The 26,317-nt window shown below is 72.3% G+C and carries 26 protein-coding genes; 13 read left to right on the top strand and 13 right to left on the bottom strand.

The window, feature by feature from the left end:
• A partial coding sequence (locus C1J01_RS25090) for a helix-turn-helix transcriptional regulator (RefSeq protein ID WP_111181425.1) occupies nt 1-776 on the bottom strand: 776 nt, incomplete at its 3' end.
• Between the two features lie 86 nt (nt 777-862).
• On the opposite strand from C1J01_RS25090, the gene C1J01_RS25085 reads away from it, so the two are divergent.
• A complete protein-coding gene (locus C1J01_RS25085; protein WP_111181424.1) occupies nt 863-1,348 on the top strand; it encodes a VOC family protein in 486 nt (161 codons plus the stop codon).
• Here the strand turns inward: C1J01_RS25085 and C1J01_RS25080 are convergent.
• Both C1J01_RS25080 and C1J01_RS25075 read right to left on the bottom strand, forming a co-directional pair.
• Nucleotides 1,292-2,680, bottom strand: a complete 1,389-nt coding sequence (locus C1J01_RS25080; RefSeq protein ID WP_111181423.1) for an NAD(P)H-quinone dehydrogenase — start codon at nt 2,678-2,680, stop codon at nt 1,292-1,294. The two genes, C1J01_RS25085 and C1J01_RS25080, sit on opposite strands and share 57 nt — an antisense overlap.
• Entirely contained in the window at nt 2,677-4,524 is a 1,848-nt protein-coding gene (locus C1J01_RS25075; protein WP_235854656.1) for an AAA family ATPase, read from the bottom strand. Before C1J01_RS25075 ends, C1J01_RS25080 begins: the two co-directional genes overlap by 4 nt.
• Before the next feature lie 81 nt (nt 4,525-4,605).
• On the opposite strand from C1J01_RS25075, the gene C1J01_RS25070 reads away from it, so the two are divergent.
• Nucleotides 4,606-5,970, top strand: coding sequence for an SDR family NAD(P)-dependent oxidoreductase (locus C1J01_RS25070; protein ID WP_111181421.1), 1,365 nt, complete (start codon nt 4,606-4,608; stop codon nt 5,968-5,970).
• Nucleotides 5,971-5,974: 4 nt separating this feature from the next.
• Here the strand turns inward: C1J01_RS25070 and C1J01_RS25065 are convergent, their stop codons facing one another.
• Together C1J01_RS25065 and C1J01_RS25060 are read right to left on the bottom strand one after the other, a co-directional pair.
• Nucleotides 5,975-7,582: a hypothetical protein gene (locus C1J01_RS25065; RefSeq protein WP_111181420.1), complete on the bottom strand. Its 1,608-nt coding sequence runs from the start codon at nt 7,580-7,582 to the stop codon at nt 5,975-5,977.
• A gap of 26 nt (nt 7,583-7,608) precedes the next feature.
• Nucleotides 7,609-9,057, bottom strand: coding sequence for a DUF2201 family putative metallopeptidase (locus C1J01_RS25060; RefSeq protein WP_111181426.1), 1,449 nt, complete (start codon nt 9,055-9,057; stop codon nt 7,609-7,611).
• Between the two features lie 124 nt (nt 9,058-9,181).
• On the opposite strand from C1J01_RS25060, the gene C1J01_RS25055 reads away from it, so the two are divergent.
• Nucleotides 9,182-9,670, top strand: a complete 489-nt coding sequence (locus C1J01_RS25055; protein WP_268958744.1) for a gamma-glutamylcyclotransferase family protein — start codon at nt 9,182-9,184, stop codon at nt 9,668-9,670.
• Here the strand turns inward: C1J01_RS25055 and C1J01_RS25050 are convergent.
• Both C1J01_RS25050 and C1J01_RS25045 read right to left on the bottom strand, forming a co-directional pair.
• Nucleotides 9,667-10,575, bottom strand: coding sequence for a phosphotransferase (locus tag C1J01_RS25050; protein WP_111181418.1), 909 nt, complete (start codon nt 10,573-10,575; stop codon nt 9,667-9,669). The two genes, C1J01_RS25055 and C1J01_RS25050, sit on opposite strands and share 4 nt — an antisense overlap.
• A 34-nt stretch (nt 10,576-10,609) precedes the next feature.
• Nucleotides 10,610-11,914 (bottom strand): MFS transporter, encoded by a 1,305-nt coding sequence (locus tag C1J01_RS25045; protein WP_235854654.1) that lies wholly within the window; start codon nt 11,912-11,914, stop codon nt 10,610-10,612.
• 110 nt (nt 11,915-12,024) lie between these two features.
• Between C1J01_RS25045 and C1J01_RS25040 the strand changes: the two genes are divergently transcribed.
• From C1J01_RS25040 to C1J01_RS25015, 6 genes are all read left to right on the top strand, one after another.
• Entirely contained in the window at nt 12,025-13,017 is a 993-nt protein-coding gene (locus tag C1J01_RS25040; RefSeq protein ID WP_111181416.1) for an Lrp/AsnC family transcriptional regulator, read from the top strand.
• Nucleotides 13,014-14,318, top strand: coding sequence for a M20/M25/M40 family metallo-hydrolase (locus tag C1J01_RS25035; RefSeq protein ID WP_111181415.1), 1,305 nt, complete (start codon nt 13,014-13,016; stop codon nt 14,316-14,318). The genes C1J01_RS25040 and C1J01_RS25035 overlap by 4 nt, the downstream gene beginning before the upstream one ends.
• Before the next feature lie 3 nt (nt 14,319-14,321).
• Nucleotides 14,322-15,125 (top strand): purine-nucleoside phosphorylase, encoded by an 804-nt coding sequence (locus tag C1J01_RS25030; protein WP_111181414.1) that lies wholly within the window; start codon nt 14,322-14,324, stop codon nt 15,123-15,125.
• Nucleotides 15,122-16,753 carry a phospho-sugar mutase gene (locus tag C1J01_RS25025; RefSeq protein WP_111181413.1) on the top strand — a complete coding sequence of 544 codons (1,632 nt, stop codon included), beginning with the start codon at nt 15,122-15,124 and terminating at the stop codon, nt 16,751-16,753. The genes C1J01_RS25030 and C1J01_RS25025 overlap by 4 nt, the downstream gene beginning before the upstream one ends.
• A gap of 111 nt (nt 16,754-16,864) precedes the next feature.
• Entirely contained in the window at nt 16,865-17,401 is a 537-nt protein-coding gene (locus C1J01_RS25020; RefSeq protein ID WP_111181412.1) for an LGFP repeat-containing protein, read from the top strand.
• 145 nt (nt 17,402-17,546) lie between these two features.
• Nucleotides 17,547-18,527: an AAA family ATPase gene (locus C1J01_RS25015; RefSeq protein WP_328589675.1), complete on the top strand. Its 981-nt coding sequence runs from the start codon at nt 17,547-17,549 to the stop codon at nt 18,525-18,527.
• Between the two features lie 174 nt (nt 18,528-18,701).
• On the opposite strand, the gene C1J01_RS25010 is transcribed toward C1J01_RS25015, so the two are convergent.
• Nucleotides 18,702-19,187, bottom strand: coding sequence for a GyrI-like domain-containing protein (locus C1J01_RS25010; RefSeq protein ID WP_220040084.1), 486 nt, complete (start codon nt 19,185-19,187; stop codon nt 18,702-18,704).
• A 10-nt stretch (nt 19,188-19,197) separates the two neighbouring features.
• Nucleotides 19,198-20,130 (bottom strand): sigma-70 family RNA polymerase sigma factor, encoded by a 933-nt coding sequence (locus C1J01_RS25005; RefSeq protein WP_111181410.1) that lies wholly within the window; start codon nt 20,128-20,130, stop codon nt 19,198-19,200.
• Between the two features lie 108 nt (nt 20,131-20,238).
• Here C1J01_RS25005 and C1J01_RS25000 point away from each other — a divergent pair, with 108 nt between their 5' ends.
• Genes C1J01_RS25000 through C1J01_RS24990 form a run of 3 tightly spaced genes read left to right on the top strand, consistent with a single transcriptional unit; the run spans nt 20,239 to nt 23,091 of the window.
• Nucleotides 20,239-20,934 (top strand): TetR/AcrR family transcriptional regulator, encoded by a 696-nt coding sequence (locus C1J01_RS25000; RefSeq protein ID WP_111181409.1) that lies wholly within the window; start codon nt 20,239-20,241, stop codon nt 20,932-20,934.
• A complete protein-coding gene (locus tag C1J01_RS24995) occupies nt 20,894-22,366 on the top strand; it encodes an AMP-binding protein (protein WP_235854653.1) in 1,473 nt (490 codons plus the stop codon). Before C1J01_RS25000 ends, C1J01_RS24995 begins: the two co-directional genes overlap by 41 nt.
• Nucleotides 22,363-23,091, top strand: a complete 729-nt coding sequence (locus tag C1J01_RS24990; protein ID WP_111181407.1) for an enoyl-CoA hydratase/isomerase family protein — start codon at nt 22,363-22,365, stop codon at nt 23,089-23,091. The genes C1J01_RS24995 and C1J01_RS24990 overlap by 4 nt, the downstream gene beginning before the upstream one ends.
• 44 nt (nt 23,092-23,135) lie before the next feature.
• Here the strand turns inward: C1J01_RS24990 and C1J01_RS24985 are convergent, their stop codons facing one another.
• Genes C1J01_RS24985 through C1J01_RS50075 form a run of 4 tightly spaced genes read right to left on the bottom strand, consistent with a single transcriptional unit; the run spans nt 23,136 to nt 25,779 of the window.
• Entirely contained in the window at nt 23,136-23,747 is a 612-nt protein-coding gene (locus tag C1J01_RS24985; protein ID WP_111181406.1) for a PH domain-containing protein, read from the bottom strand.
• Nucleotides 23,744-24,817, bottom strand: a complete 1,074-nt coding sequence (locus tag C1J01_RS24980; RefSeq protein ID WP_111181405.1) for an adenosine deaminase — start codon at nt 24,815-24,817, stop codon at nt 23,744-23,746. Before C1J01_RS24980 ends, C1J01_RS24985 begins: the two co-directional genes overlap by 4 nt.
• 27 nt (nt 24,818-24,844) lie before the next feature.
• Nucleotides 24,845-25,195 (bottom strand): cupin domain-containing protein, encoded by a 351-nt coding sequence (locus C1J01_RS24975; protein ID WP_111181404.1) that lies wholly within the window; start codon nt 25,193-25,195, stop codon nt 24,845-24,847.
• Nucleotides 25,196-25,200: 5 nt separating this feature from the next.
• Nucleotides 25,201-25,779, bottom strand: coding sequence for an AMIN-like domain-containing (lipo)protein (locus C1J01_RS50075; protein WP_181448947.1), 579 nt, complete (start codon nt 25,777-25,779; stop codon nt 25,201-25,203).
• A gap of 288 nt (nt 25,780-26,067) precedes the next feature.
• Here C1J01_RS50075 and C1J01_RS50070 point away from each other — a divergent pair.
• Nucleotides 26,068-26,317: hypothetical protein (locus C1J01_RS50070; RefSeq protein ID WP_220040083.1), on the top strand; the 250-nt coding region annotated here is incomplete at its 3' end.

The following is a 26,317-nucleotide window of genomic DNA, read 5'->3' as shown; positions in this document are numbered from 1 at the left end:
CGCCCGCCCTCCTCGGCGACGACCTCGCAGTGGCGGCCGAAATGCGAGCGCAGCACCGGGAGGAAACGGGCGTCGATCAGCACCACGGCCGAGACGGGCGAGCGCCGCCGCTCCATCTCCGCCACCACCCGTGCCCACTCCACCGGCAGGTCGAAGTCGTCGGGACGCTCGGCGGGCAGATCGGTGACCTCCGCGGAGACGACGCGGTCGACGCGGAACGTCCGCCGGCCGGCCTCCGTGTCCGCGAGGAGGTACCAGATCCCGTCCTTGTCGGCCAGACCGAGGGGGTCGGCCAGGCGCTCCGTCCCCCCGTACACCAGCCTGACCTTGCGCCGTCGCACCACGGCGTCCCGCAACGTGCCGACGAGGCCGGGCGGCTCGCGCTCGGCCTCGCCCCACCCCGCCGGATCGGAGACGACGGCTCGCGCCGCGGCCTCCGCGTCGGCCCGGAACGTGGCGGGCAGGGCGCGGACGAGCTTGCGCAGGGCGGAGGACAGCACGGGCTCGCCCGAACCGGCCGGACCGAGGAGCACGAAGAGGGCCTGCGACTCGGCCGCGGTCAACCCGGTGAGATCCGTACGGGCGCCGCCGACGAGCTGCCACCCGCCACCGCGTCCCGCCTGTGGGTAGACGGGGATCCCGGCGGCGGAGAGAGCCTCCAGGTCACGCCGGGCCGTGGCCACCGAGACCTCCAGCTCCCCCGCCAGCTCGGACGCGGTCACCCGGCCCCGGGCCTGGAGCAGGAGCAGAGCGGTCACGAGACGGTCGGCGCGCATGTCTCTCATCTTCGCGAACAAAGTGCTCAGTTGATGAGCACTTTGGCGACGAGGATGGTCTCACAACCCCGAGAGAGGAACCGGACATGTTGCGCGGACTCACCACCGTCACCTTCTACTCACCCGACTTCGAGGCCACCAAGCGCTGGTACACCGACCTGTTCGGGATCCCGCCGTACATGGACACGCCGGCGTACATGGAGTGGCGCGTCGGCGACTACCGGCACGAGTTCGGCTTCGTGCACAGCTCCTACGCCGGCGGCGAACTGGCCAGGACCCCCGACCCGGGCACGGTCGGAGTGCCGGCGGGGGCCGTGGTCTTCTGGCACGTGGACGACGTCCCGGCGACCCTCGAACGGCTCGTGGCGATGGGAGCCAAGGAGCACGACGCGCCGCGCGACCGCGGCACCGGCTTCGTCACCGCCTCGGTGATCGACCCCTGGGGGAACGTGCTGGGCCTGATGTACAACCCGCACTACCTGGAGGTGCTGGCCACGACGGCCGCGAAGGGGAAGTCAGATGGAGACGCCGGGCTGCATGAGGCGGCGGGCGGCCTCGGTGATGGAGCCTGACAGGGACGGGTAGACCGCGAACGTGTGGGCGATCTGGTCGACGGTCAGCCGCTGCTGCACGGCCACCGACACGGCCAGGATCAGCTCCGAGGCGCGCGGCGCCACGACCACACCGCCGAGCACGATGCCGGTGTGGGGGCGGCAGAAGAGCTTGACGAAGCCGTCGTTGAAGCCCTGCATCTTGGCGCGCGCGTTCGTGGCCAGCGGCAGCTTGACCACGTTGGCCTCGATCTCGCCGGCCTCGATGGCCCGCTGCGCGACGCCCACCGCCGCGATCTCCGGGTCGGTGAAGATGTTGGAGGCCACGGTGGACAGCCGCAGCGGCTGCACGGCCTCGCCGAGCGCGTGCCACACCGCGATGCGGCCCTGCATCGCGGCCACGGAGGCGAGCATCAGCACGCCGGTGCAGTCGCCGGCCGCGTAGACGCCCGGCGCGGACGTGCGCGAGACCTTGTCGACCTTGATGAAGCCGCCCCGGTCGAGCTGCACCCCGGCCTCCTCCAGGCCGATGCCGGAGGTGTTGGGCACCATGCCGACCGTCATCAGCGCGTGGGAGCCCTCGGCCGTGCGGCCGTCCTCCAGGGTCACCACCACGCCGTCGTCGGTGCGCTTGACGGACGCCGCCCGCGAACGGCCCATGACGTTCATGCCCCGCCGCCGGTAGACCTCTTCGAGCACCTCGGCGCCGTCGGCGTCCTCGTTGGGCATCATGCGGTCGCGGCTGGAGACCAGCGTGACCTCCGCCCCCAGCGACCGGTAGGCCCCGGCGAACTCCGCCCCGGTCACGCCCGAGCCGATCACGATGAGATGTTCGGGCAGCTCCTCCAGGTCGTAGAGCTGACGCCAGTTGAGGATGCGCTCGCCGTCGGGCTCGGCCCCCGGCAGCACGCGCGGGGTCGCGCCGGTGGCGACCAGCACCACGTCGGCCCGGATCGTACGGTCGCCCGCCCGCACCACCTGCGGATCGACGAGCCGCCCGCGCGCCCTGATGATCTCGACGCCCTCGGCCTCGACCCTGGTCGCGATGTCGGCCGACTGCGCCTGCGCCAGCTCCTTGACCCGCTTGTTGACCAGCGGCAGATCGACCCCGACCGATCCGACGTCGCCGTCGGGCCCGCCGGTGAACGACACACCGAGCGAGGCCGCGTCGAGCAGCGCCTGTTTACGGACGGAGGTCGCGATCAGGGTCTTGGAGGGCACGCAGTCGGTCAGCACGCAGGCCCCGCCGGGCCCGTCCTGCTCGACCAGTGTGACTTGCGCGCCCAGTTGCGCCGCCACCAGCGCCGCCTCGTAGCCGCCGGGTCCGCCGCCAATGATCACGATCCTCGTCACGGTTCCATTGTCCCGTACATCCCGGACTGCACTGCAACCGGGCCGTGGCCGCTCCGGGCGGAGGTGAAGATCTCGATCCAGAAGCGCTGGCGCTCGTCACCCGCGCCCACCAGGTACGTCGCCTTCAGTTTGGGCGGCAGCAGCGGCGCGAGCCGGGCGACGGCGGCGCGGTGGGCGCGCAGTTGTGAAAGCTCGGCGTTGGCGAGGACGCGGTGCACGACGTCGCTCGCGTCCGCCCCCTCGGGGCCCTCCTCGGCGGCCGCGCGCAGCCGGGCGGCCCAGCCGTCCACGTCGCCGGCCAGCTCGCGCAGCCCGGTCACCTGCCGGGAGGCCAGGCGGGCGGACAGGTCGGTGAGCGGCACGGGGGCGTACTCGCCGTCGCCCAGGTAGATCTTTCCCAGCTCCAGCGGCAGCCCGCGGCCGTGCAGCTTGATGAGCCGTTCGAGGGTGCGCTTGGTGATCCAGGCGCGGCCCTCGTCGTCGATGTCGTTCTTCCACCACTCCAGCACGGTCTCGGCGACCGGGCCGTACCGCTCGATCAGCCACTCGTTGGCCGGGATGTCCTCGGGCGTGATGTCCAGGGAGACGGTGAAGCGGGAGGCCTGGGCGACGGTGTTGCGGGCGACCAGGAGCTTGCGTCCGAGGTGGTACGGCGGGTTCTGCAGCGCCACCTGCGCCCGCAGCCCTTCGATGCGCCGCCCGGCCAGCGACCATTCCTGTGTGATCTCCATGAGCCGGGCGAAGGTGGACTTGTCCTTGGGCCGGTTGTACTCGTCCCAGACGACCGCCTTCGGCTCCTCGCCGGCGAAGACGCGGGCCATCAGGTTGTCGAGCGTGCCGTCCGGGGTGGGCACCGGGACGCACAGGTCCTCGACGTTGGTCACGGGCAGGGAGAAGTAGACCGGGTCGCGGCCCAGCTCCTCGCGGACGACCTCCCTGACGACCTCGGTCTTGCCGCAGCCGGGCGGGCCCTGGATCAGCACCGCCCACCGGCGCCGCAGGGCCTCGCGGACGACCGTGCGGACCGCGTCCGGCAGGTGCGCGGGGGCCGGCACGTCGGCGCCCGCGCGGCGCAGCTCCTCGACCACGGCGGCCAGCACGTCGGGGGCCTGGTCGCGGCCGGGCGTGCCGTCCTGGCGGGGCACGGCCAGGCGCAGCCGCTCGCCGTTCACCAGCGGCAGGCCCCAGTGCGGCGGGAGCCCGGCCAGGGCGCAGTCCACGACGTGCTCCAGCGTGCGCGGGGACATCAGGCGGCGCAGCTCCGGCGGCAGCGTCGCCCACACCCGGAAGACGCCGGACAGGTCGACGTCGGCGAACTTGCGGGCGAGAGCGGCGCGCCAGGCGGTGTCGGCGGCCGTGACCCGCAAGGTGGCCATCCGGTCGAGGATCGCCAGGTCGGAACGGCGGGCGGACGTCTCCGTCAGCGACTCGTTGTCGGTGAGGAAGACGCCGACGCAGCCGAGCGCGCGCAGGTCGTGCTCGCCCAGCGTCCAGGAGCAGGCGATCTGCATGAGCTGGGCCTGGATGGTCTCGCCGGCCTGCAGGGAGTCGTCGATGAGCAGCACGAACGGGCGGCCCGGACTGAGCTGCCGCATGATCAGCTGGCGCAGGACCAGCTCGCCGTCCTGACGTACGGGGGCGTTGACGAGGAGGTCGTCGGGCGTCAGGTTCGCGGCGGGCACGTAGACCAGGCGGACGTTCTCCATGTTCTCCCGGACGTGGGTGAAGAAGGTGGAGGTCTTGCCGATGCCGTGCTCGCCGAAGACCTGGCCGGTGATGCCGAGGTCGATCATCGCGTCGATGAAGTCGGCGAGGGCGGAACGCCTCGTCCGGCGGCCGTTCACCTGGTGACCTCCTTGGCTCGGGTGGGGCCAGTACATCGGGGACAGCCAGGAATATCATCTGATTTGCCGTTTAATACCGGCATGCGTGAGGACGATCTGCGAGTGTGCCTGCGGGTGCTCGCCGAGCTGGCCGAGGCTCCGCCCGACGACCCCGATCTCGTACGCGTCCAGCACGCGGTCAGCGCCTTCACCAAGCGCACCCGGCAGAACGCGCGGACCAGGGAACGACGGCGGCGCGTGGCCGAGGACGCCGAGGCACTGGCGACCCCCCGGCCCCAGGCCCCGGCGAGCGCCGACCACGCGGACCGCGACCTCGTCGCACCGACCCCGGACAGTGTCGGCCCGGTGGGAGGCGGCCTCGTCGCACCGACCCCGGACAGTGTCGGCCCGGCGGGAGGCGGTGTCGTCGTGTCGTCTTCGGTCGGCTTCGGCGACGGGCTGCGGCGGTGTTACGTGTGCAAGAGCCACTTCCGGGGCGTGGGCCGGCTGTGCCCGCCGTGCGACGCCGAGAACCGGGCGCGCAGGCACGCCCGTGCCGATCTCACCGGCAGGCGGGCCGTCGTCACCGGCGGCCGGGTGAAGGCCGGGTTCGAGCTGGTGCTGAAGCTGCTGCGGGACGGGGCCGCGGTGACCGCGATCACCCGGTTCCCGCACGACGCGCGCCGCAGGTTCGCCGCCGTGCCCGACAGCCCGAAGTGGGCCGACCGGCTGACGGTCACCGGGATGGACCTGCGCGACGTCCCCGCGCTGCTGCGCTGGTGCGACGCGCAGGTGGACGCGGGCGAGCCGCTGGACATCCTGGTGAACCTCGCCGCCCAGACCGTGCGCCCGCCCGCGGAGTCGTACGCGGCTCTGCTGGCGGCCGAACGGGCCGCCGAGCTGACCGCCGGGCCGGGCACGAGCCCGGGCATAGAGCTCGCCGGCGCCGGAGGCGACGTCTCCGGCCTGATCCCCGACCTGTCGCCGGTCAACTCCTGGACGCGCCTGGTCGAGGACGTCGACCCGGTGGAGCTCCTGGAGGTGCAGCTGATCAACGTCACCGCGCCGTTCCTCCTGCTCGGCCGGCTCCGGCCGCTGTTGGCGAGCTCGCCGCACCCCCGCAGGTACGTGGTGAACGTCTCGGCGGCCGAGGGCCAGTTCGACCGGCGGCACAAGGGCCCGGAGCACCCGCACACCAACATGGCCAAGGCCGCGCTCAACATGCTCACCCGCACCAGCGCCCGCGAGCTGGCCGCCCACGGCGTCTACGTGACCAGCGTCGACCCCGGCTGGTTCTCCGACCAGCAGCCGGAGCCGGACCGCCGCCGCCGCGCCGCGGCCGGCTTCCGCCCGCCGCTGGACGACGTGGACGCGGCGGCCCGCGTCTACGACCCGATCGTGCGCGGCGAGGCCGGCGACCCGCCGTACGGGTGCCTGCTGAAGGACTACCGCGTCGCGCCCTGGTGACCGGTCACGCGGCCACGGCGCCCGCGGTGACGAGCAGCTCGGGGAGGGTGCCGACGAAGCCGTCCTGCAGCAGCCGCAGCGCGACCGTCCACGCCTCCGGCCGCCCGCCGAGGTTCTGGTGCACCAGCTCGGCGAGCCGGCGCAGCACCCGCGGGTCCGGCGGCGCCGCCGGGTCGGGGGCGAGCACGGCGTCCGGGGTGACCATGGACAGCACCTCGTCGGCGGACAGCTCGCGATGCCGCAACGCGTCGGCCACCTGCGGCCCGTAGACGGCGGCGGCGTCCCAGTGCGCCCGCCGCAGGGGCGAGCGCAGCCGGCGGTGGGCGCCGTGGCCGGTCTCGTCGCAGAAGAACGGCCGCAGGTCCACGTCCCCGTCCCGGCCGGTCAGCGTGCGGACCGCCGCCGCGCCGCGCAGCCCGGGAAGCCACAGCGACTCCGCGTACAACTCCAGGGCCTCGGGCGGGAGGATCGCGGCGATCTGCTCGGCGGTCAGGGTGCCCATGACGAAGCCGTTGCCCGCCACCTTCACCGCGGCGGGCGCGCCGACCAGCGCCAGGCGCTCGCAGACGGCCGCGAGCAGCTCGGGGGTGGGCGCGGGGACGAGCGGCGCGACCTGCGGGTGGTCGAGGACCGCCAGCCGGAGCAGCTCGTACGGCGTGTCGGAGCGCAGCGCCAGCAGCCGCGCGACCGGGTAGGGGAAGGGCCCGTCGTGCCGCCGCCGTTCCGGCTCGGCCGCCAGCAGGGCGTTCCAGTCGATCCGCGGCGCGCAGGGGTGCCGGCGGTGGACGACCGAGCGCACCAGCGGCGCGGATCCCAGCGGGTCGCGGCCCGCCGCGTCGCCGAGCTCGGCCACCGACGTGAGCCATTCCGGCCGCCGCACCCGCTCGCTCAGCTCACGGAGCCGGTCGGCGCCGTCCTGACTGCGCAGCGCCGCCCGGACGTACGCGCCGACGCTCGGCTCCGACTCGTCCGGCCCCCAGCGGGCCTCGGGCAGCCGGTCCTCCTCTAGCCGCCGCAGCTCGTACGAGCGGTGGCTGTCCAGCAGCAGCCGGCAGGCCCGTACGGCGCCGTGCGGCTCGGCGCCCCGGCCCAGCGTCCGCAGGGCGTGGGCGGCGACGTCGGGGTCGCTGGAGTGCAGGAGCGCGTTCAGCAGGCGTTCGGAGGTCGCCTGCTGCAGGACGTGCGCGGGAAGCGGGACGGGGGTGACCCCGTCCCGCCGGGAGGTCTGGCCGGCCAGCTGCCGCAGGACGTTGCGCGGCGTGGCCGGCGAGAGGAAGAGCGCGCCGTTGACCTCGGGGTCGTCCAGGTCCAGCAGCCGGCCGAGCAGGCACGACTTCGGGTCGAACAGCGCCGGATCGGACAGCGCCGGATCGGACGGCGCCGGATCGGACGGCGCCGGATCGGACAGCAGGCCGGCGGGCGGGCGGCCGTCCCGCCGCAGGGACGCCTCGACGACCGTGCGGTTGAGCATCCCGTAGCTGGTGTGGGCCTGCGCGGTCAGGGGGTCGGCGAGCAGCGTGTCCAGCTCGCCGGAGGTGGCGAAGCGCAGCAGGCCCGCGGCGCAGGCGCGGATGTCGGCCGCCCTGATCCGGGCGACAGCGGCAAAAGTCACGGATCGACACCGTACGGGGTCGGCGATCACATCGCCAGCGCCGGGCGTACCCGGTGGCAGGCCATCGGCGGGTGATGCCGCTCGGGCCAGTCGTCGCCGCCGGGCGTGATCAGCCAGATCCACCGGTCGGGCATGGCGGGGGTGATCGGCGGAGCGTGCCCGTCGGTGAGCACGATCACCGCGTCGGGATGCCCGTCGAGCTCACCGCCGCCATCCGCGACCGGCCGGCCCCCGTCCGAGGCCGGCCGGTCGCCGGGTGCGCCATGACGGCCTTCGACGTGGTCGCGGACCGCGGCGAAGCTCGTGCCGCCCCCGCCGTACACCCGCTCGCCCGGCCGGAACGGCATGACCACGGCGTCGAAGCTCAGCCAGTGCGCCTCCGCCCCGTCGATCCGCCCGACCAGCTCGGTCAGCCACTCCACCACGCCGTCCGGCATCGACCCCGACGTGTCGAGCGCGATCACCAGCGTCTTGACCCGCTCCCGGCCGCGCCGGGCCAGCGTGGGCTCATGGCCGAGCGCGGCCAGCACCGCGCCGCGCTTCTTGGGGTAGACCAGCCGCTCGCCGTCCCTGAGCTTGGAGCCGAGCACGTCGACGAGCCACTGCTGCCACCATTCGACGCGGCGCGTGGCGACGGTGCGCCCGCGCAGCGCGTGCGCGCCGAGGTCGCCCCAGAGCCGGTCGACGCGCTCCCCCGCGCCTTCGGTGCGCTCCAGCAGGTCCAGCAGCTCGCCGCGCGCCACGGCGTTGCCGCGCCTGGCCGCGATCAGCACGCTGCGCAGCACCTCGTTGCCGATGCGGTCGACGGTCTCCTGGTCGAGCCCGTCCAGGAGCAGGTGGACGCAGGGCGGCAGCCGGGGCACGGGCGGCCGGCGCATCCGGCGCAGCTCCCGGTAGACGATCATGTCGGTGGCGGTGAACTCCTCGTAGGGCAGCGCCGTCAGCCCCTGCTCCGCCAGGTCGGCCTGGTACGCCCGGTGCATACGCGCCGGGTCGACGCCCACCGGCCGCCCGTCGATCACCGGAAGCCCGCGGGCGCCCAGCCGTACGAGCGCCACGTGGTTGATGGTCACCTCGCAGGCCAGCGTGAAGACGGGGTCGTCCAGCAGCTCCGGCTCGGCGAACAGGTGCCGCTGCACGAGGTGACGCGCCTCGTGGAAGAGGACGAACCGCACCCCTTCCAGGCCCAGCGCCACGAAGAAGTCGGGGTTGTAGAGCAGCAGGCACGTGCCGTCGCCGGAGGCCAGCACGGCCGCGGTGTCCACGGCCGTGGTCGGGACCTGGTGGTGGCACTTGCTGTAGATCCACGACGCGATCGCGCTGTGCGTCAGGCCGAGGTCGAGCAGCGCCTGCTCCTTCAGCCGCCGCGCCCGCTCGACCGTCTCGGAGTCGGCCGGCCGCCACCGCTCCAGCGCCCGCCGGTCGGTCAGCTCGACGACCGGCGCCCTTGGCCTTCCCGTCTGTCCGTACGGCATGGAGCCCAGCATGCCTGACCGTTGCATGACACGGCTTCGTCCCGGGGGTGGAACGACTCGGCCGCGGGGCGTGACAGGATAGCGCGGTAGCTGGATGAGCGTCACCCGTCGAGAGGGGTGGATCGTGGCATGGCTTTCGCACTCGGGGAAGCCGAATGACCGCAGGCTTTACGCTGCCTACGGCTCCAACATGGATCCGGAGCAGATGGCCATGCGTGCGCCGCATTCTCCGATCTGGGGCGTGGGCTGGCTGCCCGGCTGGCGGCTGACGTTCGGCGGCTACGACTCGTCCTGGGAGGGCGCGGTCGCGACGATCGTGGAGGATCCCGACGAGCACGTGTTCGTGGTGCTCTACGACGTGCCCGAGTGGGAGGAGACCTCGCTCGACCAGTGGGAGGGCGCGGTGCGCGGCGCCTACCACAAGGTGCGGCTGCGGGTGCAGACGCTGGAGGGCGAGGTCGTGGCCTGGTTCTACGTGCTCGACGGCTACGAGGGCGGCCTGCCCTCGGCCCGCTACCTCGGCTGTCTGGCCGAGGCGGCCGAGCGCGCCGGCGCCCCCGACGACTACGTCAAGGAGCTCCGGCAGCGCCCCTGCACGTCCTACGGCGGCTAGATCGGGTAACGCCCGGCGTCCGCGGTGAGCAGGTCCGCGAGGAATGCCGCCTGCCGCGGGTCGTCCCAGTCGCCCGTCTCGCCGCCGTTGACCGCCGTCCACACGCCCCACTCCAGCAGCATGTACGTGACGGCGACCGGCCACAGCGCCCGCTCCCGCTCCGTCAGCCGCACGTGGGCGAGATAGGCGTCGCGGAAGGCCGCCCACTCCGTGCCGGTGAACAACCTCCCCGGGCCGCCCGGCAGGTCGTTGTGGAACAGCAGCACGGCCAGGGCCAGGTCGAGCAGCCTGGGCGCCCGTTCCCCGTTGTCGGGGTCGATCAGCACGGGCCCGGCCGCGCCGTAGACGAGGTTGACGGCCTTGTAGTCCAGCGGCACGTCGGCCACGGGCAGCCCGGCGTCGCGGATCGCCGGCAGCGTGGTCGTCATGAACGACGCCAGCAGCGGCGCGAGCCGGCCGAGCACCTCCTCACGCAGGCCGGGCCGATAGCAGGCGAGCACCTTGTCGAGGCCCGCCACGTCCTCCTCGACCGACGCCGCGTCGTGGTCGGGCCACACGAAACCGGGCAGGCCGGTCGAGCCGGCGGGCGCCGCGTGCAGGCGGCCCAGCAGGTCGCCGGCGGCGCGGATGTCCGCCGGTGAGCCGTCGTAGGGGCGCCCGTCGATCCACGGGTAGGCGACCCAGTCGTCCTCGCCGATCCGGTGCGGCCCGGCCAGCGGCGTCACCACCGGCACGCCCGCACCCGCGAGGTGGCGCACCCACCGGCCCATGGCATCGGGCGCGTGGGTGCGTTTGACGGCGACGGCCACTCCGCCGACGACGCCGCGGAACACCGGGGCGTAGGGGTGGAGGGAGTCCTGCGGCTCGATGCCGAACCGCAGGAACACCTCGGAGTAGTCCGTCACAGGCCGGACCCTAACGAAGACCCGACATTCCCGGCTAGCTCAGCGGCCGGCCCTTCGTCTCCTTCAGGACGAACACGTAGACGAGGGTCGAGATGAGCGCGAGCGCCGACATGTACCACGGGAAGAGCCCCGGGTTGTCGGCCTCCTGGAGGGCGGTGCCGATCAGCGGCGCGGTGCCGCCGAAGAGCGCCACGGTCAGCGAGTACGGGAACCCCGCGCCCGCCGCCCGCACCCGGGTCGGGAAGAGCTCGGAGTTGACCGCGGCCGAGATCGAGGTGAAGCAGCCGAGGAAGACCATGCCGACGAGCTGCACGACGAGCAGGCTCGCGTACGCGTCGGTGAGCAGGCCGAGCAGCGGCACCGGCAGCACGAGGAACCCGACGCCGAACGTGATGAGCATCGGCCGGCGCCCGACCCGGTCCGACAACATGCCGAGCAGCGGCTGCAGGATCATGAAGAAGACCAGCGAGATCGTGCCGATCTGCAGCGAGTCGGCCTCGTCGAAGTCCACCGTGATCTGCGCGTACGTGGGCAGGAAGCTGGTCCAGGTGTAGTACGCGACGGTGCCGGCGATCGTGATGCCCACGATGGTGGCCGCCGACCTCGGGTGGTGCTTGAGGAACTCGAACATCTTCGGACGTTCGGCCTCTCCCCGCTGGATCTCCTCGGCCACCGCCGAGGTCTCGTCGGCGCCCTTGCGAATCCACAGGCCGACGAGGCTGAGCACGGCGCCGACGACGAACGGGATGCGCCAGCCGTAGGAGTCCATGTCGGCCTCGGCGAGGCTGGTGGCCAGCACCGCCGCCAGGCCCGAGGCCAGGAGCTGGCCGATGGTCGTGCTGACGTACTGGAAGCTCGAGAACAGGCCGCGGCGGCCCTCGGGGGCGGACTCGACGAGGAACGTGGTGGCGGCGGCGAACTCGCCGCCCACCGACAGGCCCTGGACGAGCCGGGCAAGGGTGAGGATGACCGGCGCGAGCAGGCCGGCCGCCTCGTAGGTGGGGGTGAGGCCGACGATCAGCGAGCCCACGCCCATCAGCACGATGGTGAACGTCATGGCGGCCTTGCGGCCGTACCGGTCGGCGAAGGCGCCGACCAGCAGGCCGCCGAGCGGGCGCATGAAGAAGCCCACGGCGAAGACGGCGAACGAGCTGAGCAACGGCACGAGGCTGTTGCCGGTGCTCTCGGGGAAGATCTGGGCGGAGAAGTAGGTCGCGAGGAAGGTGTAGGCGTACCAGTCGTACCACTCGACGACGTTGCCGATGCTCGCCGCCATGAGCTGGCGAGCCCGGCTCTTGGGGATGCCGAGGGGTGACGGGGCCATGGGGGAGGTGGCCACCTGGACTCCTTTGCTGCCACGTGCGGGAATGCTTTACTGTGCAGGTAAGAGACCGAAACAGTCAAATGTCGGGGATTAGATTTACTATCCCGACACAGAAACGGTTCTAGGTGGACGTTCTCGACCGGCGGCTCGTCGCCGCCCTGCAGGTCAGCCCCCGCGCGTCGTGGGGCGAGATCGGCCGGGCCGTGGGCGAGCACGAGCGCACGGTCGCCCGGCGGCTGCAGCGGCTGATCGCCGAGGGCGTCGTCCGGGTCACCGCCATCTACGACGACCTGCGCACCGGCCACGGGCGTCCGGTGCACCTGGACGTCCAGGTGTACGCGGGCACGGCCGACCACGTGGCCAAGTCGCTGACCGAGCGGCCCGACACCCGCTCGGTGTACGCGCTGACCGGCGCCGCCGACCTCGGCTGCGAGCTGATCGCGCCCTCCCGCGAAGACCTGCACCGCATCCTGTCCGAGCAGCTCACCGGCATCGACGGGATCGTGCGCACGCAGGCGCAGGTGGTGCTGCACACGTTCAGGACCGTCGCGGAGTGGCACGCGCCCTACCTCACCGAGCAGGAGGTCGCCGACCTGCGGCCGGGCCCGCCCCCGGAGTGCCTGCCCGACGAGGAGGTCCTGTCGCCGCTGGAGCAGCAGATCGCCGACCTGCTCGTGGCCGACGGGCGCATCGCGTACACCGCGGTCGCCGAGCGGCTGGACCTCTCCCCGCCGACCGCCCGCCGCCGGCTCACCTCGCTGCTGGAGCGCCGGCTGCTGCTGCCGCGCGCCGAGGTGGAGCCCGCGCTGCTCGGGCTGCAGGTGGAGGCCATGCTCTGGCTGAAGGTACGCCCGCACGGGCTCGACCTGGTCGGCCGGCGGCTGGCCGCGCACCCCGACGTCCGGTACTGCGCCGCGACCACCGGCACGCGTTCCCTCGTCGTGCAGGTCGTCGCGGCGCACGAGGCCGACCTCTATCGCTTCATGACCGGGGTCGTCGGCCGGTACGACGAGATCACCGACGTCGATCTCACCCTCATCACCCGCGCCTACAAACGCGGCCATCTCCACAAGTCCGGACTGCTCACGCTGAACCACCGTTGGGAGACCACACCATGACGCCTGCAGAGAACGAAGTCGCCGACCTGTGCGTGGAACTGATCCGCGCCGACAGCAGCAACTACGGGGACGGCAGCGGCCCCGGCGAACGGGCCGCCGCCGAGGTCGTCATGGCCAGGCTGTCGGAGGTCGGCATCGACTCGACGTACATCGAGAGCGAGCCGGGCCGGGGCAACGTGATCACCCGGGTGGAGGGCTCCGACCCGTCGCTGCCCGCCCTGCTCGTCCACGGTCACCTGGACGTCGTGCCGGCCAACGCCGCCGACTGGTCGGTGGACCCGTTCGCGGGCGAGATCCGCGACGGCTACATCTGGGGCCGCGGCGCGGTGGACATGAAGGACATGGACGCGATGATGCTGGCCCTGATCCGCCAGATGAAGCGTGAGGGCCGCAAGCCGCGCCGCGACATCGTGTTCGCCTGGGTGGCCGACGAGGAGGCCGGCGGCGTGTACGGCGCCAAGTACCTCACGGCCCACCACCCCGAGTTGTTCGAGGGCGTCACCGAGTCGATCAGCGAGGTCGGCGGCTACTCGCTGGAGGTGGACCCGTCGCTGCGGCTCTACCTCATCGAGACGGCCCAGAAGGGCCTGTCGTGGATGAAGCTGATCGCCGACGGCACCGCCGGGCACGGCTCGATGCTCAACTCCGACAACGCCGTCACCGAGGTCGCCAGGGCCGTGGCCAGGATCGGCGAGCACGACTGGCCGCTGACCTACACCGCCACGGTCCGGCAGTTCCTCACCGAGGTCGCCGACGCCTTCGGCATCCCGTTCGACGAGGACGACCCCCAGCCGATCCTCGACAAGATCGGGCCGCTGGTGCGGTTCGTCGGCGCGACGCTGCGCCACACCGCCAACCCGACCCAGCTCGACGCCGGCTACAAGTCGAACGTCATCCCCGGCCAGGCCACGGCCGTGGTGGACGGGCGGTTCCTGCCCGGGTTCGAGGAGGACTTCTTCAAGACCATCGACTCGCTGCTCGGGCCGAAGGTGCGGCGCGAGTTCATCCACCACGACATCGCGCTGGAGACGACGTTCGACGGGGCGCTGGTGGAGTCGATGATCGCGGCGCTGAAGGCCGAGGACCCGGCGGCGCGGGCGATCCCGTACTGCATGTCGGGCGGCACCGACAACAAGACGTTCTTCGCCGACCTCGGGGTGCGCGGGTTCGGGTTCGTGCCGCTGCGGCTGCCCGGCGACATGGACTTCGCCTCGATGTTCCACGGCGTGGACGAGCGGGTGCCGGTGGACGCGTTGCAGTTCGGCGTCCGGGTGCTGGACAGGCTGCTCCTAAACTACTGATCTGTGAACAACGACCCGTACACCCTGGCCGGCGAGGCCGCGGCGGCGCTGCGTGGCGCCGCCGGCCTCGACTCCTTCGACGTGGCGCTCGTCATGGGGTCGGGGTGGGTGCCCGCCGCCGACGCGATCGGCGAGACGGTGAGCGAGATCCCGTTCGCCGACCTGCCCGGCTTCCGCGCCCCCGCGGTGGCGGGCCACGGCGGCAAGATCCGCGCCGTGCGCACCGCCGGGGGCCGGACCGCACTGATCTTCCTCGGCCGTACGCACCTGTACGAGGGCCTCGGCGTCGACGCGGTGGTGCACGGCGTGCGCACGGCGGCGGCGGCCGGCGTCCGCACGCTCGTGCTGACCAACGCCGCCGGCGGGCTGCGTCCCGAGACGCAGGGCGTCGGCGACCCGGTCCTGATCAGCGACCACATCAACCTGACCGGGGCCAACCCGATCACCGGCACCACGTTCATCGATCTCACCGAGGTCTACTCGCGCCGCCTGCGCGACCTCGTCCGCGAGATCGACCCGTCCATCGCCGAGGGCGTCTACGTCGCCTTCCGCGGGCCGACGTACGAGACGCCGGCCGAGATCCGCATGCTGCGCACGCTGGGCGGCGACCTGGTCGGCATGTCCACCGTCCTGGAGGCGATCGCGGCCCGCGAGGCGGGCGTGGAGGTGCTCGGCGTCTCCCTGGTCACCAACCCCGGCGCCGGGCTCTCCGGCGAGCCGCTCGACCACGAGGAAGTGCTGGAGGTGGGCCGCGCCACGGCCGCCCGCATGGGCGTGCTGCTCGCCAAGGCGGTGGACCGCCTGTGAGCGATCTCCTGGCGCTGGCCCGCCGGTGGCTGGAGCAGGACCCCGACCCCGACACCCGCGCCGAGCTGGCCACCCTCATCGAGCGGGAGGACCTCGACGAGCTGCGGGAGCGGTTCGGCGCCCGGCTGGAGTTCGGCACGGCGGGGCTGCGCGGCGAGCTGGGCGCGGGCCCCAACCGGATGAACCGCGTCACCGTCATGCGCGCCGCCGCCGGGCTGGCCGCCGTGCTCGGGCCGGGCAGGCACGTGGTGATCGGGTACGACGCGCGGCACAAGTCCGACGTGTTCGCCCGCGACACGGCCGCCGTGCTGACGGGGGCGGGGCTGCGGGCCTCGCTGCTGCCGCGTCCGCTGCCCACGCCCGTCCTGGCCTTCGCCGTCCGCCACCTGGGTGCGGACGCCGGGGTCACCGTGACGGCCAGCCACAACCCGCCGCGCGACAACGGCTACAAGGTCTACTGGGGTGACGGCTCGCAGATCGTGCCGCCGCTCGACGCCGAGATCTCGGCCGCCATCGACGCCGTCGGCCCCGTGACCTCGCTCCCCCTGGACGGCCCCGGCACGCTGACCGTGCTCGGCGAGGACGTCGTCACCGCCTACCTCGACGCCGTGACCGCTCTCCCCCTCGGTGACGCCCGCGACCTGCGGGTGGCCTACACGCCGCTGCACGGCGTCGGCGCGGAGCTGCTGACCAGGGCGTTCAAGGCGGCCGGGTTCGAGGAGCCGATCGCCGTCGAGGAGCAGCGCGACCCCGACCCCGACTTCCCGACGGTGGCCTTCCCCAACCCGGAGGAGCCGGGCGCGATGGATCTCGCCGTCGCGCTGGCCACGAAGACGGACGCCCACCTGGTGCTGGCCAACGACCCCGACGCCGACCGGTGCGCGGTGGGCGTGCCGCTGCCGGGCGGCGGCGTGCGCATGCTGACCGGCGACGAGCTCGGCGGCCTGCTGGCCGAGCACGTCATCACGCACACCACCGGCGACCGCATGGTGGCCACCACGATCGTCTCCTCCACCCTGCTCGGCAAGATCGCGCGGGCGCACGGCGTCCGGTACGGCGAGACGCTGACCGGCTTCAAATGGATCATCAAGGCGGGTCCGGGGCTGGTCTTCGGCTACGAGGAGGCCATCGGCTACAGCGTCGGCTCCGACTCCGGCCTGCCGGTCCGCGACAAGGACGGCATCGGCGCGGCGCTGACCGCGGCCGCCGTCGCCGCGGCGGCCCGGCGCGACGGCCGTACGCTGCTGGACCTGCTGGACGACCAGGCCCGCCGCTACGGACTGCACGCCACGTCGCAGGTGTCGTTCCGGGTGGCGGACCTGTCGCTGATCGCCGACGCGATGTCCCGCCTGCGGGCCGCACCGCCCGCGACGCTCGGCGGCCTGACGGTGGAACGCGCCGACGACCTCTCCCGGGGCGACGGCGGCCTGCCTCCGACCGACGGCCTGCGCTACCACCTGTCGGCCGGCGCCCGCGTCGTCATCCGCCCCTCCGGCACGGAGCCCAAGCTGAAGTGCTACCTGGAGGTCGTCGTCCCGGCACCCGACGACGTCACCGCCGCCCGCACCCGCGCCGCCCACGCCCTGTCCGCCCTGGAGCACGACCTGAAGACCCACCTGGCTCTCTGACCAACCCCCGGCAAGCGGCGCTCAAGTGGCCGCCAAGCGGGCGGGCGTACCACAGAGGCATGGCACCCGCACGAGCGGAGAGGCGGGTCCGGCTCCTGGGGAGTGCGCCCGATGAACAGTCTCGTGATCTCTTCCGTCACCGCCGGCCTCGCGCTCGCCGGGACGATGGTCGTCGCCGCACCGGCCCACGCCTCCGGCGGTTGCGCGATCAGGCCGTACGGGCTGATCGGCGCGCGGTGGGCCGAGCTGGGCGGCGAGCACGGCAGGCTGGGGTGTCCGACGACGCAGGAGACCGACGTCCACATGAACGGCGTCGGCTGGGCCGGGCGCAGGCAGTCGTTCGTAGGCGGGCAGATGGCCTGGTCGCCCAAGAACGGCTCCAAGCTCGTGGTGGCCGCCTACTCCAGCAACGGGTACGCCTACTTCGACTGGAAAGCGACCGACCGCTCCTGGGACAAGTTCCTCGTCCGCTGGACCAGCGCCGCCGACCCGCACGGGCGGCAGGAGGACTTCATCGGCGGCAACCGCGGCAAGGCCTGGACCCGCGTCCGGACCAACAGCGGCTACCGGTGGACCGTCAAGGGTTGCGACACCGGCGCGTTCGGCTCGACCTGCCAGCGCTCCTGGACGATCGCGGTCACCGGCTGACTTGGCGGTTCCGAAGATTGGCCCTATGGACCCTCTTAGTATCAACGAGGAGACCATCCGGGAAAACCGGCCGACTGAATCGGCTCTTGATACCACTGCTTCCCGTTGGTCTCATCATTGAGACCGGCGGAGAGAGCTCGCCACACTGCGGCGCGCGCTCGACAAGACGGATCCCCGGCGATCCGACCGGCCGGGACGTGCGCTGCTGATCAGAGGACGCCGCCGGGTCGGAAAATCACGGCTGGTGGAGGAGTTCATCCGCCAGACGCGACTCCCGCACCTGTATTACACGGCCACCGGCCAGTCCCTGGGCAAGGAACTACGCATTTTCGCCGATGATCTGCGCTCCTCCAACCTGTCCGACGTCTCCGGCTTCGGCGACGAGCAGCCCGGAACCTGGCATGATGCGCTCTCTCGCCTGGCGTACGTCCTGCCCGAGGACTCGCCCAGCATCGTGGTCCTCGACGAGTTGCCGTACCTGATCAAGGCCGATCCCTCGCTCGAAGGCGTGCTCCAGAAACTCTTCGATCGGGAGTTCTCCAGGCGGCCCGTGTTGCTGCTGCTCATCGGGTCGGACCTGTCCATGATGGAAGCGATCAACACCTATGAGCGCCCCTTCTATCAGCGGGCCGCCGATTTCGTGGTCGACCCGCTGACTCCGTACGACATGGTCCAGGCGCTCGACCTGCCCGCGGAGGAGGCTTTCGACGCGCATCTGGTCTCGGGCGGGCTGCCGATGATCTGCGAAGAGTGGCCCAGGGGCGGTTCGCTCTGGACGTATCTGGAACAGGCTCTCCACGATTCCCTCTCGGCACTGATCGTCAGCGGCGAGCGTGCTCTCGCGGCCGAGTTCCCACCGCAGGCGCATGCCGACCAGGTGTTCCGGGCGATCGGCTCCGGGCAGCGCACGCACTCCAACATCGCGGCAGCCACCCCGGACGTCCCTCGCGCCACGATGAACCGCGCACTCCAGCTTCTCCTGGAGAAGCGCATGATCGCGGTGGACCGGCCACTGTCGACGCGCCCCACGCGGGAATCGCGCTATCGCGTGGTCGACTCACACCTGCGTTTATGGTCGGTTCGATCAAGTGGCTGGAGAGCCGACCGTTCGACCATCACGACCTGAGCCAGCTCATCGTTCACCGTTCGAAGATGCCCGGGGCTGACACCTCCACCCCGCTCTACGCGGTCTCCCGGAGCGGGTGCGAGGTCAGTGGTGTCACCCACGTCACCCCTACGGATCTCCTGGAGGCCTGGCGGTAGGCGGTGCGGCGCGGGGCGGCGCACCGCCTGGTCGGCGTCAGGACAGGCGGAACTGCAGGTCGATGTCCCAGTTGTTGAGGTCGGGTTCCTCCAGCGGGTTGGTCCTGTAGAGCTCCAGGCGGCAGCCCCAGTGCTCCGTGCCGTCCTTCTCCGTCATGTCAAGGGTCAGGCCCTGCTCCTCGACCCTCGTGAGCACGGACTCGATGACGCCGAACAACTGGTCGGGGTGGCCGTGGTGGGACTCGGTGACGTAGCGGCCGGCGGGGAGCACGGCGGCGAAGAGGTCGCCCTCGCCCTCCACCGGCACGGCCACCGGCACCCCCGCCTGCACCACCAGCCGGTCGGCGGCCATGTCGATCTCCTCGTACCGGAAGAACGGGGCGTCGGCGGGGTGGTGGCCGCGTTCGGCGAGCCAGGCGATGATGCCGGCGATGCGGTCGCCCACCACGCCGAACGTGGTCATGGTGATGGTTGCGCGCACCCCGACGTACGGACGCTCGGGAAGTTCGATGATCTGTGGCATGTGTCCTCCTTCACCCATCAGTACGGAGGACGTCCCCGAAACTCATCGGCAGCCCGAAGAACGGGAACAACCCCGGATCCAGGTACGTCGTCTCCCCCGTGATCACGCCGCCCTCGACCTCCAGCACGATCAGCGCGAACGCCTCCCCCTTGACGTACTGCCCGAAAGCCGGGCAGCCGTTGGCCCGCGTACGAACGAGACGCGAACCGGCGCAGTACGGGTCGCCGGCTGCGGCGGCCAGCACCGTGCGGATGTCCTGCCGCCCGCGCAGCCACCACGTGAACGGCGGCATCGACGACGTGGCGTCCTCGTGCAGCAACGACACGAGCGCGTCCACGTCGTAGCGCTCGAACGCCGACACGTAACGGGCCAGCAGTCCTTCGTCCACCTCGGAGTCGGCCGCCCGGGTGGCGGGCAGGGCGGCCCGGGCGCGTTGCAGGGCGCTGTTGACGGAGGCGACGCTGGTGCCCAGCAGGACGGCCGTCTCGGCGGCGCTCCACCTCAGCACGTCGCGCAGGATGAGCACGGCGCGCTGCCGGGGCGGCAGGTGCTGCAGGGCCGCCACGAACGCCAGCCGTACCGTCTCCCGGGTCACCGCCACGTCGGCGGGATCGAGCACGCGCACGTCGGGCACCGGCCAGACCCACCGGTCTCCCGGCAGCGGGTCGCCCAGGGCGGCGCCGGGCACGGCGGCGGGCGTCAGGTCCATGGCCCTGGCGCGGCGCTGGGGACCGCGCAACATGTCGAGGCAGACGTTCGTGGCCAGGTGGAACAGCCACGCCCGGAGCGGCCCCTTGGCCGGGTCGTACGTCCGCCACGCCCTGACGAACGTCTCCTGCACCGCGTCCTCGGCCTCGAAGCCGGAGCCGAGCATGCGGTAGCAGTAGCCGGTCAGCTCGACCCGATGCCGTTCGAGGAGCGGGGCAAGGTCCTGCGCGGTCACGGATGCACCTCGATCTCGGCGACACGGTGTCTCAGCCAACCTATGGCGATTTTTCACGACGTGGGGTATTTTTCGAGATCGAAGCGACCGAACGTTCGGTAGGGCGCCATGTCAACCCAGCTCACCACCCGCGACACCGGCGAACGCATCAGGACGGCGGCGGTCCTGCTGTTCGCCCGCCGGGGCTACGCCGCCACGAGCATCAGAGACCTCGCCAAAGCCGTCAACATGACCAACGCCGGCATCTACCACCACGTCTCCAGCAAGGAAGCCCTGCTGGCCGACCTCATGCGCGTCGCCCAGCAAGGGCTGATCGACGCGACCGAGCGCATGCTGGCCCCGTACGCCCGCCCCGCCGACCGCCTCGCCCTGCTGATCGGTTCGCTCACCGCCATCCACGCCCGCAACCCCATGACCACCCGCGTCATGGACGGCGAGCTGCGGTCGCTGACCCCCGGCTCCGCCGCCCGCGACGAGATCATCGCCCTGCGCGACGCGTACGAGGACCACTGGCGGCGCGCCCTGGCCGACGGCGTGGCCGAGGGCGCCTTCCGCCTCGCCGACCAGAGGCTGACCCGCCTGGCCCTGATGTCCATGTGCACCGGCACCAGCGAGTGGTACCGCCCCGACGGGGACGCCACGCTGGAGCAGGTGTGCGCCGAGTTCGTCGCGATCGGGCTGGCCGCCGTCCGCGCCCCCGCCGACGCCGCCGTTCCCACCGCCGATTTCTCCCAGCTGCCCGACTTCCCATGGGAGCCGCCGGATGTACGCAACGATCCCCGACCTGATGAGGCACGCCGCTAGGACGTACGGCGACCGCGAGTTCCTCCGCTTCCCCGCCCATGGATCCGTCACCTTCGCCGAGGCCGACGCGCGCTCCGACCGGCTGGCCGGCGCCCTGGCCGACAAGGGCGTGCGGCCCGGCGACCGGGTGGCGATCATGATGGACAACGTGCCCGGCTGGCCGCTGACGTGGCTCGGCGTGCTCAAGGCGGGCGCGGTCGCGGTGCCGGTGAACGTCCGTTACCGCGCCGCCGACCTGGAGCACGTCCTGCGCGACTCGGGCGCCGTCGCGACCGTCACCACCGCCGAGCACGCCCCGCACGTCCCCGGTACGGTGCACCTCTTCGACGCCCTGACAGACGGGTCCTCCCCGACCGTTCACATCAATCCCGACGATGTCGCGAATTTTCAGTACACGTCGGGGACGACGGGCTTCCCCAAAGCCTGCATGCTCACCCACGACTACTGGCTCCGCTGCGCCCGGATCGTCGCCGACCAGGTCGGCCTGCGCGACGACGACGTGATCATGATGGCGCAGGCGTACTCGTACATGGACCCGCAGTGGGTCACCGTGCTCGCGCTGGTCGGCGGCATCCCGCTCGTGGTGCTCCCCCGCTTCTCCGCCTCGGGCTTCTGGCCCGCCGCCCGGGAGCACGGGGCGACGCTCACGTACGTGCTGGGCACGATGCCCCTGCTCATGCACAAACAGCCGCCCGGCCCGCACGACCGCGACCACCGCATGCGGCTCGTGCTCTGCTCCGGCATCCAGCCCGACCTGCACCGCACGTTCGAGGAGCGCTGGGGCTGCCCCTGGCGCGAGCTGTACGGCTCCACGGAGAGCGGCCCCGACCTGGTGATGCCCGTCGAGGCCGCGGACACCGTCGGAACGGGCGCGATGGGCCTCGCCCCGCCGGGCAAGGAGGTGATCCTCGACGAGGACACCGGCGAGATCCTGGTCAGGGGCGTCCCCATGATGAAGGGCTACTGGAACCACCCCGAGGCGACCGCCCGCGCCTTCGCCGGCGGCTGGTACCACACCGGCGACCTCGGCGTCCGCGACGTTCGGGGCTACATCCGCCACGCCGGGCGGATCAAGGACATGGTCCGCAGGGGCGGCGAGAACATCTCGTGCGCCGAGGTCGAGAACGTCCTCGCCGAGCACCCGGCGATCCTGTCGGCCGCGCTCGTGCCCATCCCCGACGACCTGTTCGGCGAGCTGCCGAAGGCGTTCCTCCAGCTCCGCCCGGGGTTCCCGCCGACCGAGGAGACCGCCGCGAGCGTGGTCGAGCACGCCAGGGAACGCCTGGCCCGCTTCAAGATCCCGGCGTACGTCGAGTTCGTCGAGGAGTTCTCGCTCACCCCGTCGGCCCGCATCGAGAAACGCCACCTGCTCCGGCCGGAGCGCGACCAGCGCGCCGCCCCCGCCATCCAGGTCGACAAGGAGACCCGATGATCGACGTGACCGTACGCGACGAGGTGGCCCTGATCACCCTCGCCCGCCCGGACAAGCTCAACGCCCTCACCGCCGGCATGCGCAAGGACCTCGCGGCGGCCGTACGGGAACACGGCTCCGGCACGAGAGGGATCGTGGTGACCGGCGCCGGCCGGGCGTTCTGCGCCGGCGAGGACCTGCACCAGGCCGTCGGCCGGTCGCTGGTCGAGGAGGTGGAGCTCTTCCACGACATGACCAGGGCCGTACTGGAGACGCGCGTCCCGGTCGTGGCGGCGGTCAACGGCCTGTGCGTCGGCGGCGCCGCCGAGTGGACGCTCTGCTTCGACGCCCGCCTCGGCACCCCGGCCGCCGAGTACTTCTTCCCCGAGAACCACATCGGCCTGTCGGTCTCGAACGCGGCCAGTCACCTGCTCCCCCGCCTGGTCGGCGCGCGGGCGCTGCGGCTGGTGCTCGACTCGACCCGCATGAACGCCGCCGACGCGCTCTCCCTCGGCCTGCTGGACGAGATCGTCGCGCCCGAGGCGCTGGTGGAGACGGCGATCGCCCGCGTCCGCCGGTGGACCGAGCCCGGCACGGCCACCTCCGTCCACCTCGCCCTGCTCCGCCCCGCGCTGGAGGAGGTCGAACGGGCCTTCGCGGCGGAGACGGAGGCGGCCCGGCAGGTGGAGGCGTCCGGCATCGCCCAGGCCGGCATGGCGGGCTTCGTCAACCGCCGCCGGCCGTGAGACCCCCCGGCGCGCGGAGTGCCGGCCGGGATCGCCTGACGGCGCTAGCCGAAGGCGACGACCCCGACGAACAACACGACCGTGGCCGCCACGAAGACGATCGAGTCCCACGACCACGTCGCCCGGACCGGCGCCGCGGTCTCGTCGCGGAGCCGGGCCTTCTCGGCGCGCTCGCGGATCTGGTCGCCCACCCAGTCGGCGTGGGTCCGGCCCGCGAACGCCTCGGCCGCCGCCTGCTCGGCCTTCGGCAGCGTCGGCTCGGTCTGGAACCGTCCCCGCCGCTCCGGGACCATGCCACGGCGCTGCGCCTTGGCCCGCTCGCGGGCGCTGCTCATCGGCGTCCAGAGCCGCAGCACCTGCTCGTCGCCGTGGCGGACGGCGATGGCGTGCGAGACGCTCACGTCGTCGATGGCGGCCCACGGCACGAACGTGTTGCGGAACGGGTTGCGCCCCAGCAGCCCCTCCTCGGTGAACACTGTGGCGGGGCGCAGCGCTATCGCGTACACGAGGGACGTCAGCACCGCCAGCACGGCCAGCGCCACGAGCGACGGCTTGCCGGTGTAGCGGGCGATCAGGTCCCAGACGTTGAGCGCGACGAACGCCAGCCACACCCAGCCCAGCACGAACGCGGTCTTGGAACGGAAGATCTGCTTCATGGCTGCCACTTGAGCTGGGCGAACCCAGGCTTGATCACGCCGTTGATCAGCGCCAGCCGCTCGTCGAAGGGGAGGAAGGCCGACTTCATGGCGTTGACCGTGAACCACTGCAGGTCGTCCCAGCCGTAGCCGAAGGCCTCGACCAGCTTGTGGAACTCCAGCGACACGCTGGTCGAGCTCATCAGCCGGTTGTCGGTGTTGACCGTGACCCGGAAGTGCAGCCGCCGCAGCAGCCCGATCGGGTGCTCGGCGATCGACGCGGCGGCTCCGGTCTGCAGGTTGGAGGTCGGGCACATCTCCAGCGGGATGCGCTTGTCGCGGACGTAGGCCGCCAGCCGCCCCAGCTTGGCCGTGCCGTCCTCGGACACGGAGATGTCGTCGATGATGCGCACGCCGTGGCCGAGCCGGTCGGCGCCGCACCACTGGATGGCCTGCCAGATCGACGGCAGCCCGAACGCCTCGCCGGCGTGGATGGTGAAGTGGGCGTTCTCGCGCTGCAGGTATTCGAAGGCGTCGAGGTGGCGGGTGGGCGGGTAGCCGGCCTCGGCGCCGGCGATGTCGAAGCCCACGACGCCGCCGTCGCGGTAGCGCACGGCGAGCTCGGCGATCTCGCGGGAGCGGGCCTGGTGGCGCATGGCGGTCAGCAGCGTGCCGACGCGGATGCCGCGCCCGCGCGAGCCCTGCTCGAACCCCTCCAGCACGGCCTCCACCACCTGGTCGAGGCTGAGCCCCGCCGTGGTGTGCTGCTCGGGCGCGAAACGCACCTCGGCGTAGACGACGCCGTCGGCGGCGAGGTCTTCGGCGCACTCGGCGGCCACGCGGACGAGGGACTCGCGGCTCTGCATGACGCCGACCGTGTGCGCGAACGTCTCGAGATAGCGCTCGAGCGAGCCGGAGTCGGACGCCTCCTCGAACCACCGGCGCAGGTTGTCGGGATCGCGGGTGGGCAGCCGCTCGTAGCCGGACTCCCTGGCCAGCTCGGCGATCGTCTCGGCGCGCAGCCCGCCGTCGAGGTGATCGTGGAGCAGCACCTTGGGAGCCCGCCGGATCTCGTCAAGCGTGAGACTCATCTGGCCATGATATGAGCACCGCCGCGCTCAGTCGCGTCCCGCGGCCTCCGGCGAGAACGCGGGCAGGCACACGGCGATGTACTCGGCGCCTTCGGGGCCGACGCTGTAGCGGACCTTCTCCCCCGGCGACGTCACCACCGACTGGCCTGCCTCGACCCGGGTGACGCCCTCGTCGTGCTCCACGACGACCGTGCCGCGCAGCACCACGGTGTATTCGGTGAACGACGGCGTCTGCGCGGGCTCCTCCCATCCGGGCGGGGCGGTCATGTGGGCGATGGAGACGGCATCGCCGCCGCCGGCCACCCGGCCCACGTGCTCGTCGATCACCTTGCCGCCGGGGACGGGGATGCGGGCCGGCCCCTCGATCTTTCGCACCATGCGGGTCAGTGTGCCACGTCGATGACGAGCCGGTTCGGCGAGCCCATCTCCTTCACCTCGAACGGGGCCTTCCTGTCGAGCACCAGGGCGATGCCCACGCGGGCCTCGAAGTCGCCGGTCCTGACGACCTCGGTGAGGTTGCCCAGCCGCGCCTGGTAGACCGGGCCGCCCTCCCAGGTGACCCGCCCCTCCTCGTCGTGGGCGTTGGCCGGGAAGAGCGTGAGCAACAGGTACGCGCCGCCGCCCACGTCGATGGGCCGGCCGGAGCCGTCCTGGACGAGCTGGTCCACCCAGCGCGCGGAGTAGCCCGGGATGTCGCCTTCCAGGTCGACCACGAGCCGGTCGTAGGAGCCGTGGGAGGCGTAGCGGACGTCCTTCACGACGGCGGGCTCCGCGCCGGCGCGATCGACCTCGACCTCGGCGGTGCTCGTGGGCGCGTCGGGAGCGGGGCTCGGCGATCCGGTCGTCGTCGCGGGGGCCTGCGGCAGCGCGGTCTGCTGGGCCGGGCCGCAGGCCGTGGTGAACCCCATGAGCAGGGCGAACCCGGTGGCCAGGGCGAGCCGGAGCGGGCGTGGCGGTCGCATGCCCGGTAGATGCCCAGCCCTCGGGCCCGCAAGCGGCGTCACACCCGATCGGTACGGGGCTTCCCTGGAACCGGCGGCGACCTCTAACCTGATCGACCCACAAGGAGTCATATAGGTGAACAAAGACAGCGATTTATCGATTTTCTCGCTAATTACGGGCGGTCGTTCGCCCGTACCGCATACCTGCTGACCGGCGACCCCGACAGCGCCCGCGCTCTCGCGATCGACGCGCTGACCGCCATCGGCCGCCGCTGGTCATCGGTCCGCCGGAACCAGCCGGCGCGCGCCGTGTTGCGCGAGCTGTACCGGCGCTACCTGTCGGCCGGCGCGCCGCCGCCGCAGGCGCCCGAGGCGTACGCGCTGGGCCCGCTGCCGCCCAAGGCCCGCGCCGCGCTCGTCTCCCGCTTCCACGACGGCCTCCCGCCCCAGCAGGCGGCCTTCGTCACAGGACTGCGGAGCGCCCTCCTGGAGCAGGAGGCCCGCCAGGCCCGGGACCACCTGTACGCCACCCACCGGAGCCTCTTCCCCGTCGACCCCC

Origin of the sequence: Nonomuraea aridisoli (genome assembly GCF_003236395.1) — a bacterium.
Lineage (GTDB): Bacteria > Actinomycetota > Actinomycetes > Streptosporangiales > Streptosporangiaceae > Nonomuraea > Nonomuraea aridisoli.
The sequence above is the reverse complement of the archived record's forward strand: the minus strand, read 5'-3'. Positions and strand labels throughout refer to the sequence as shown.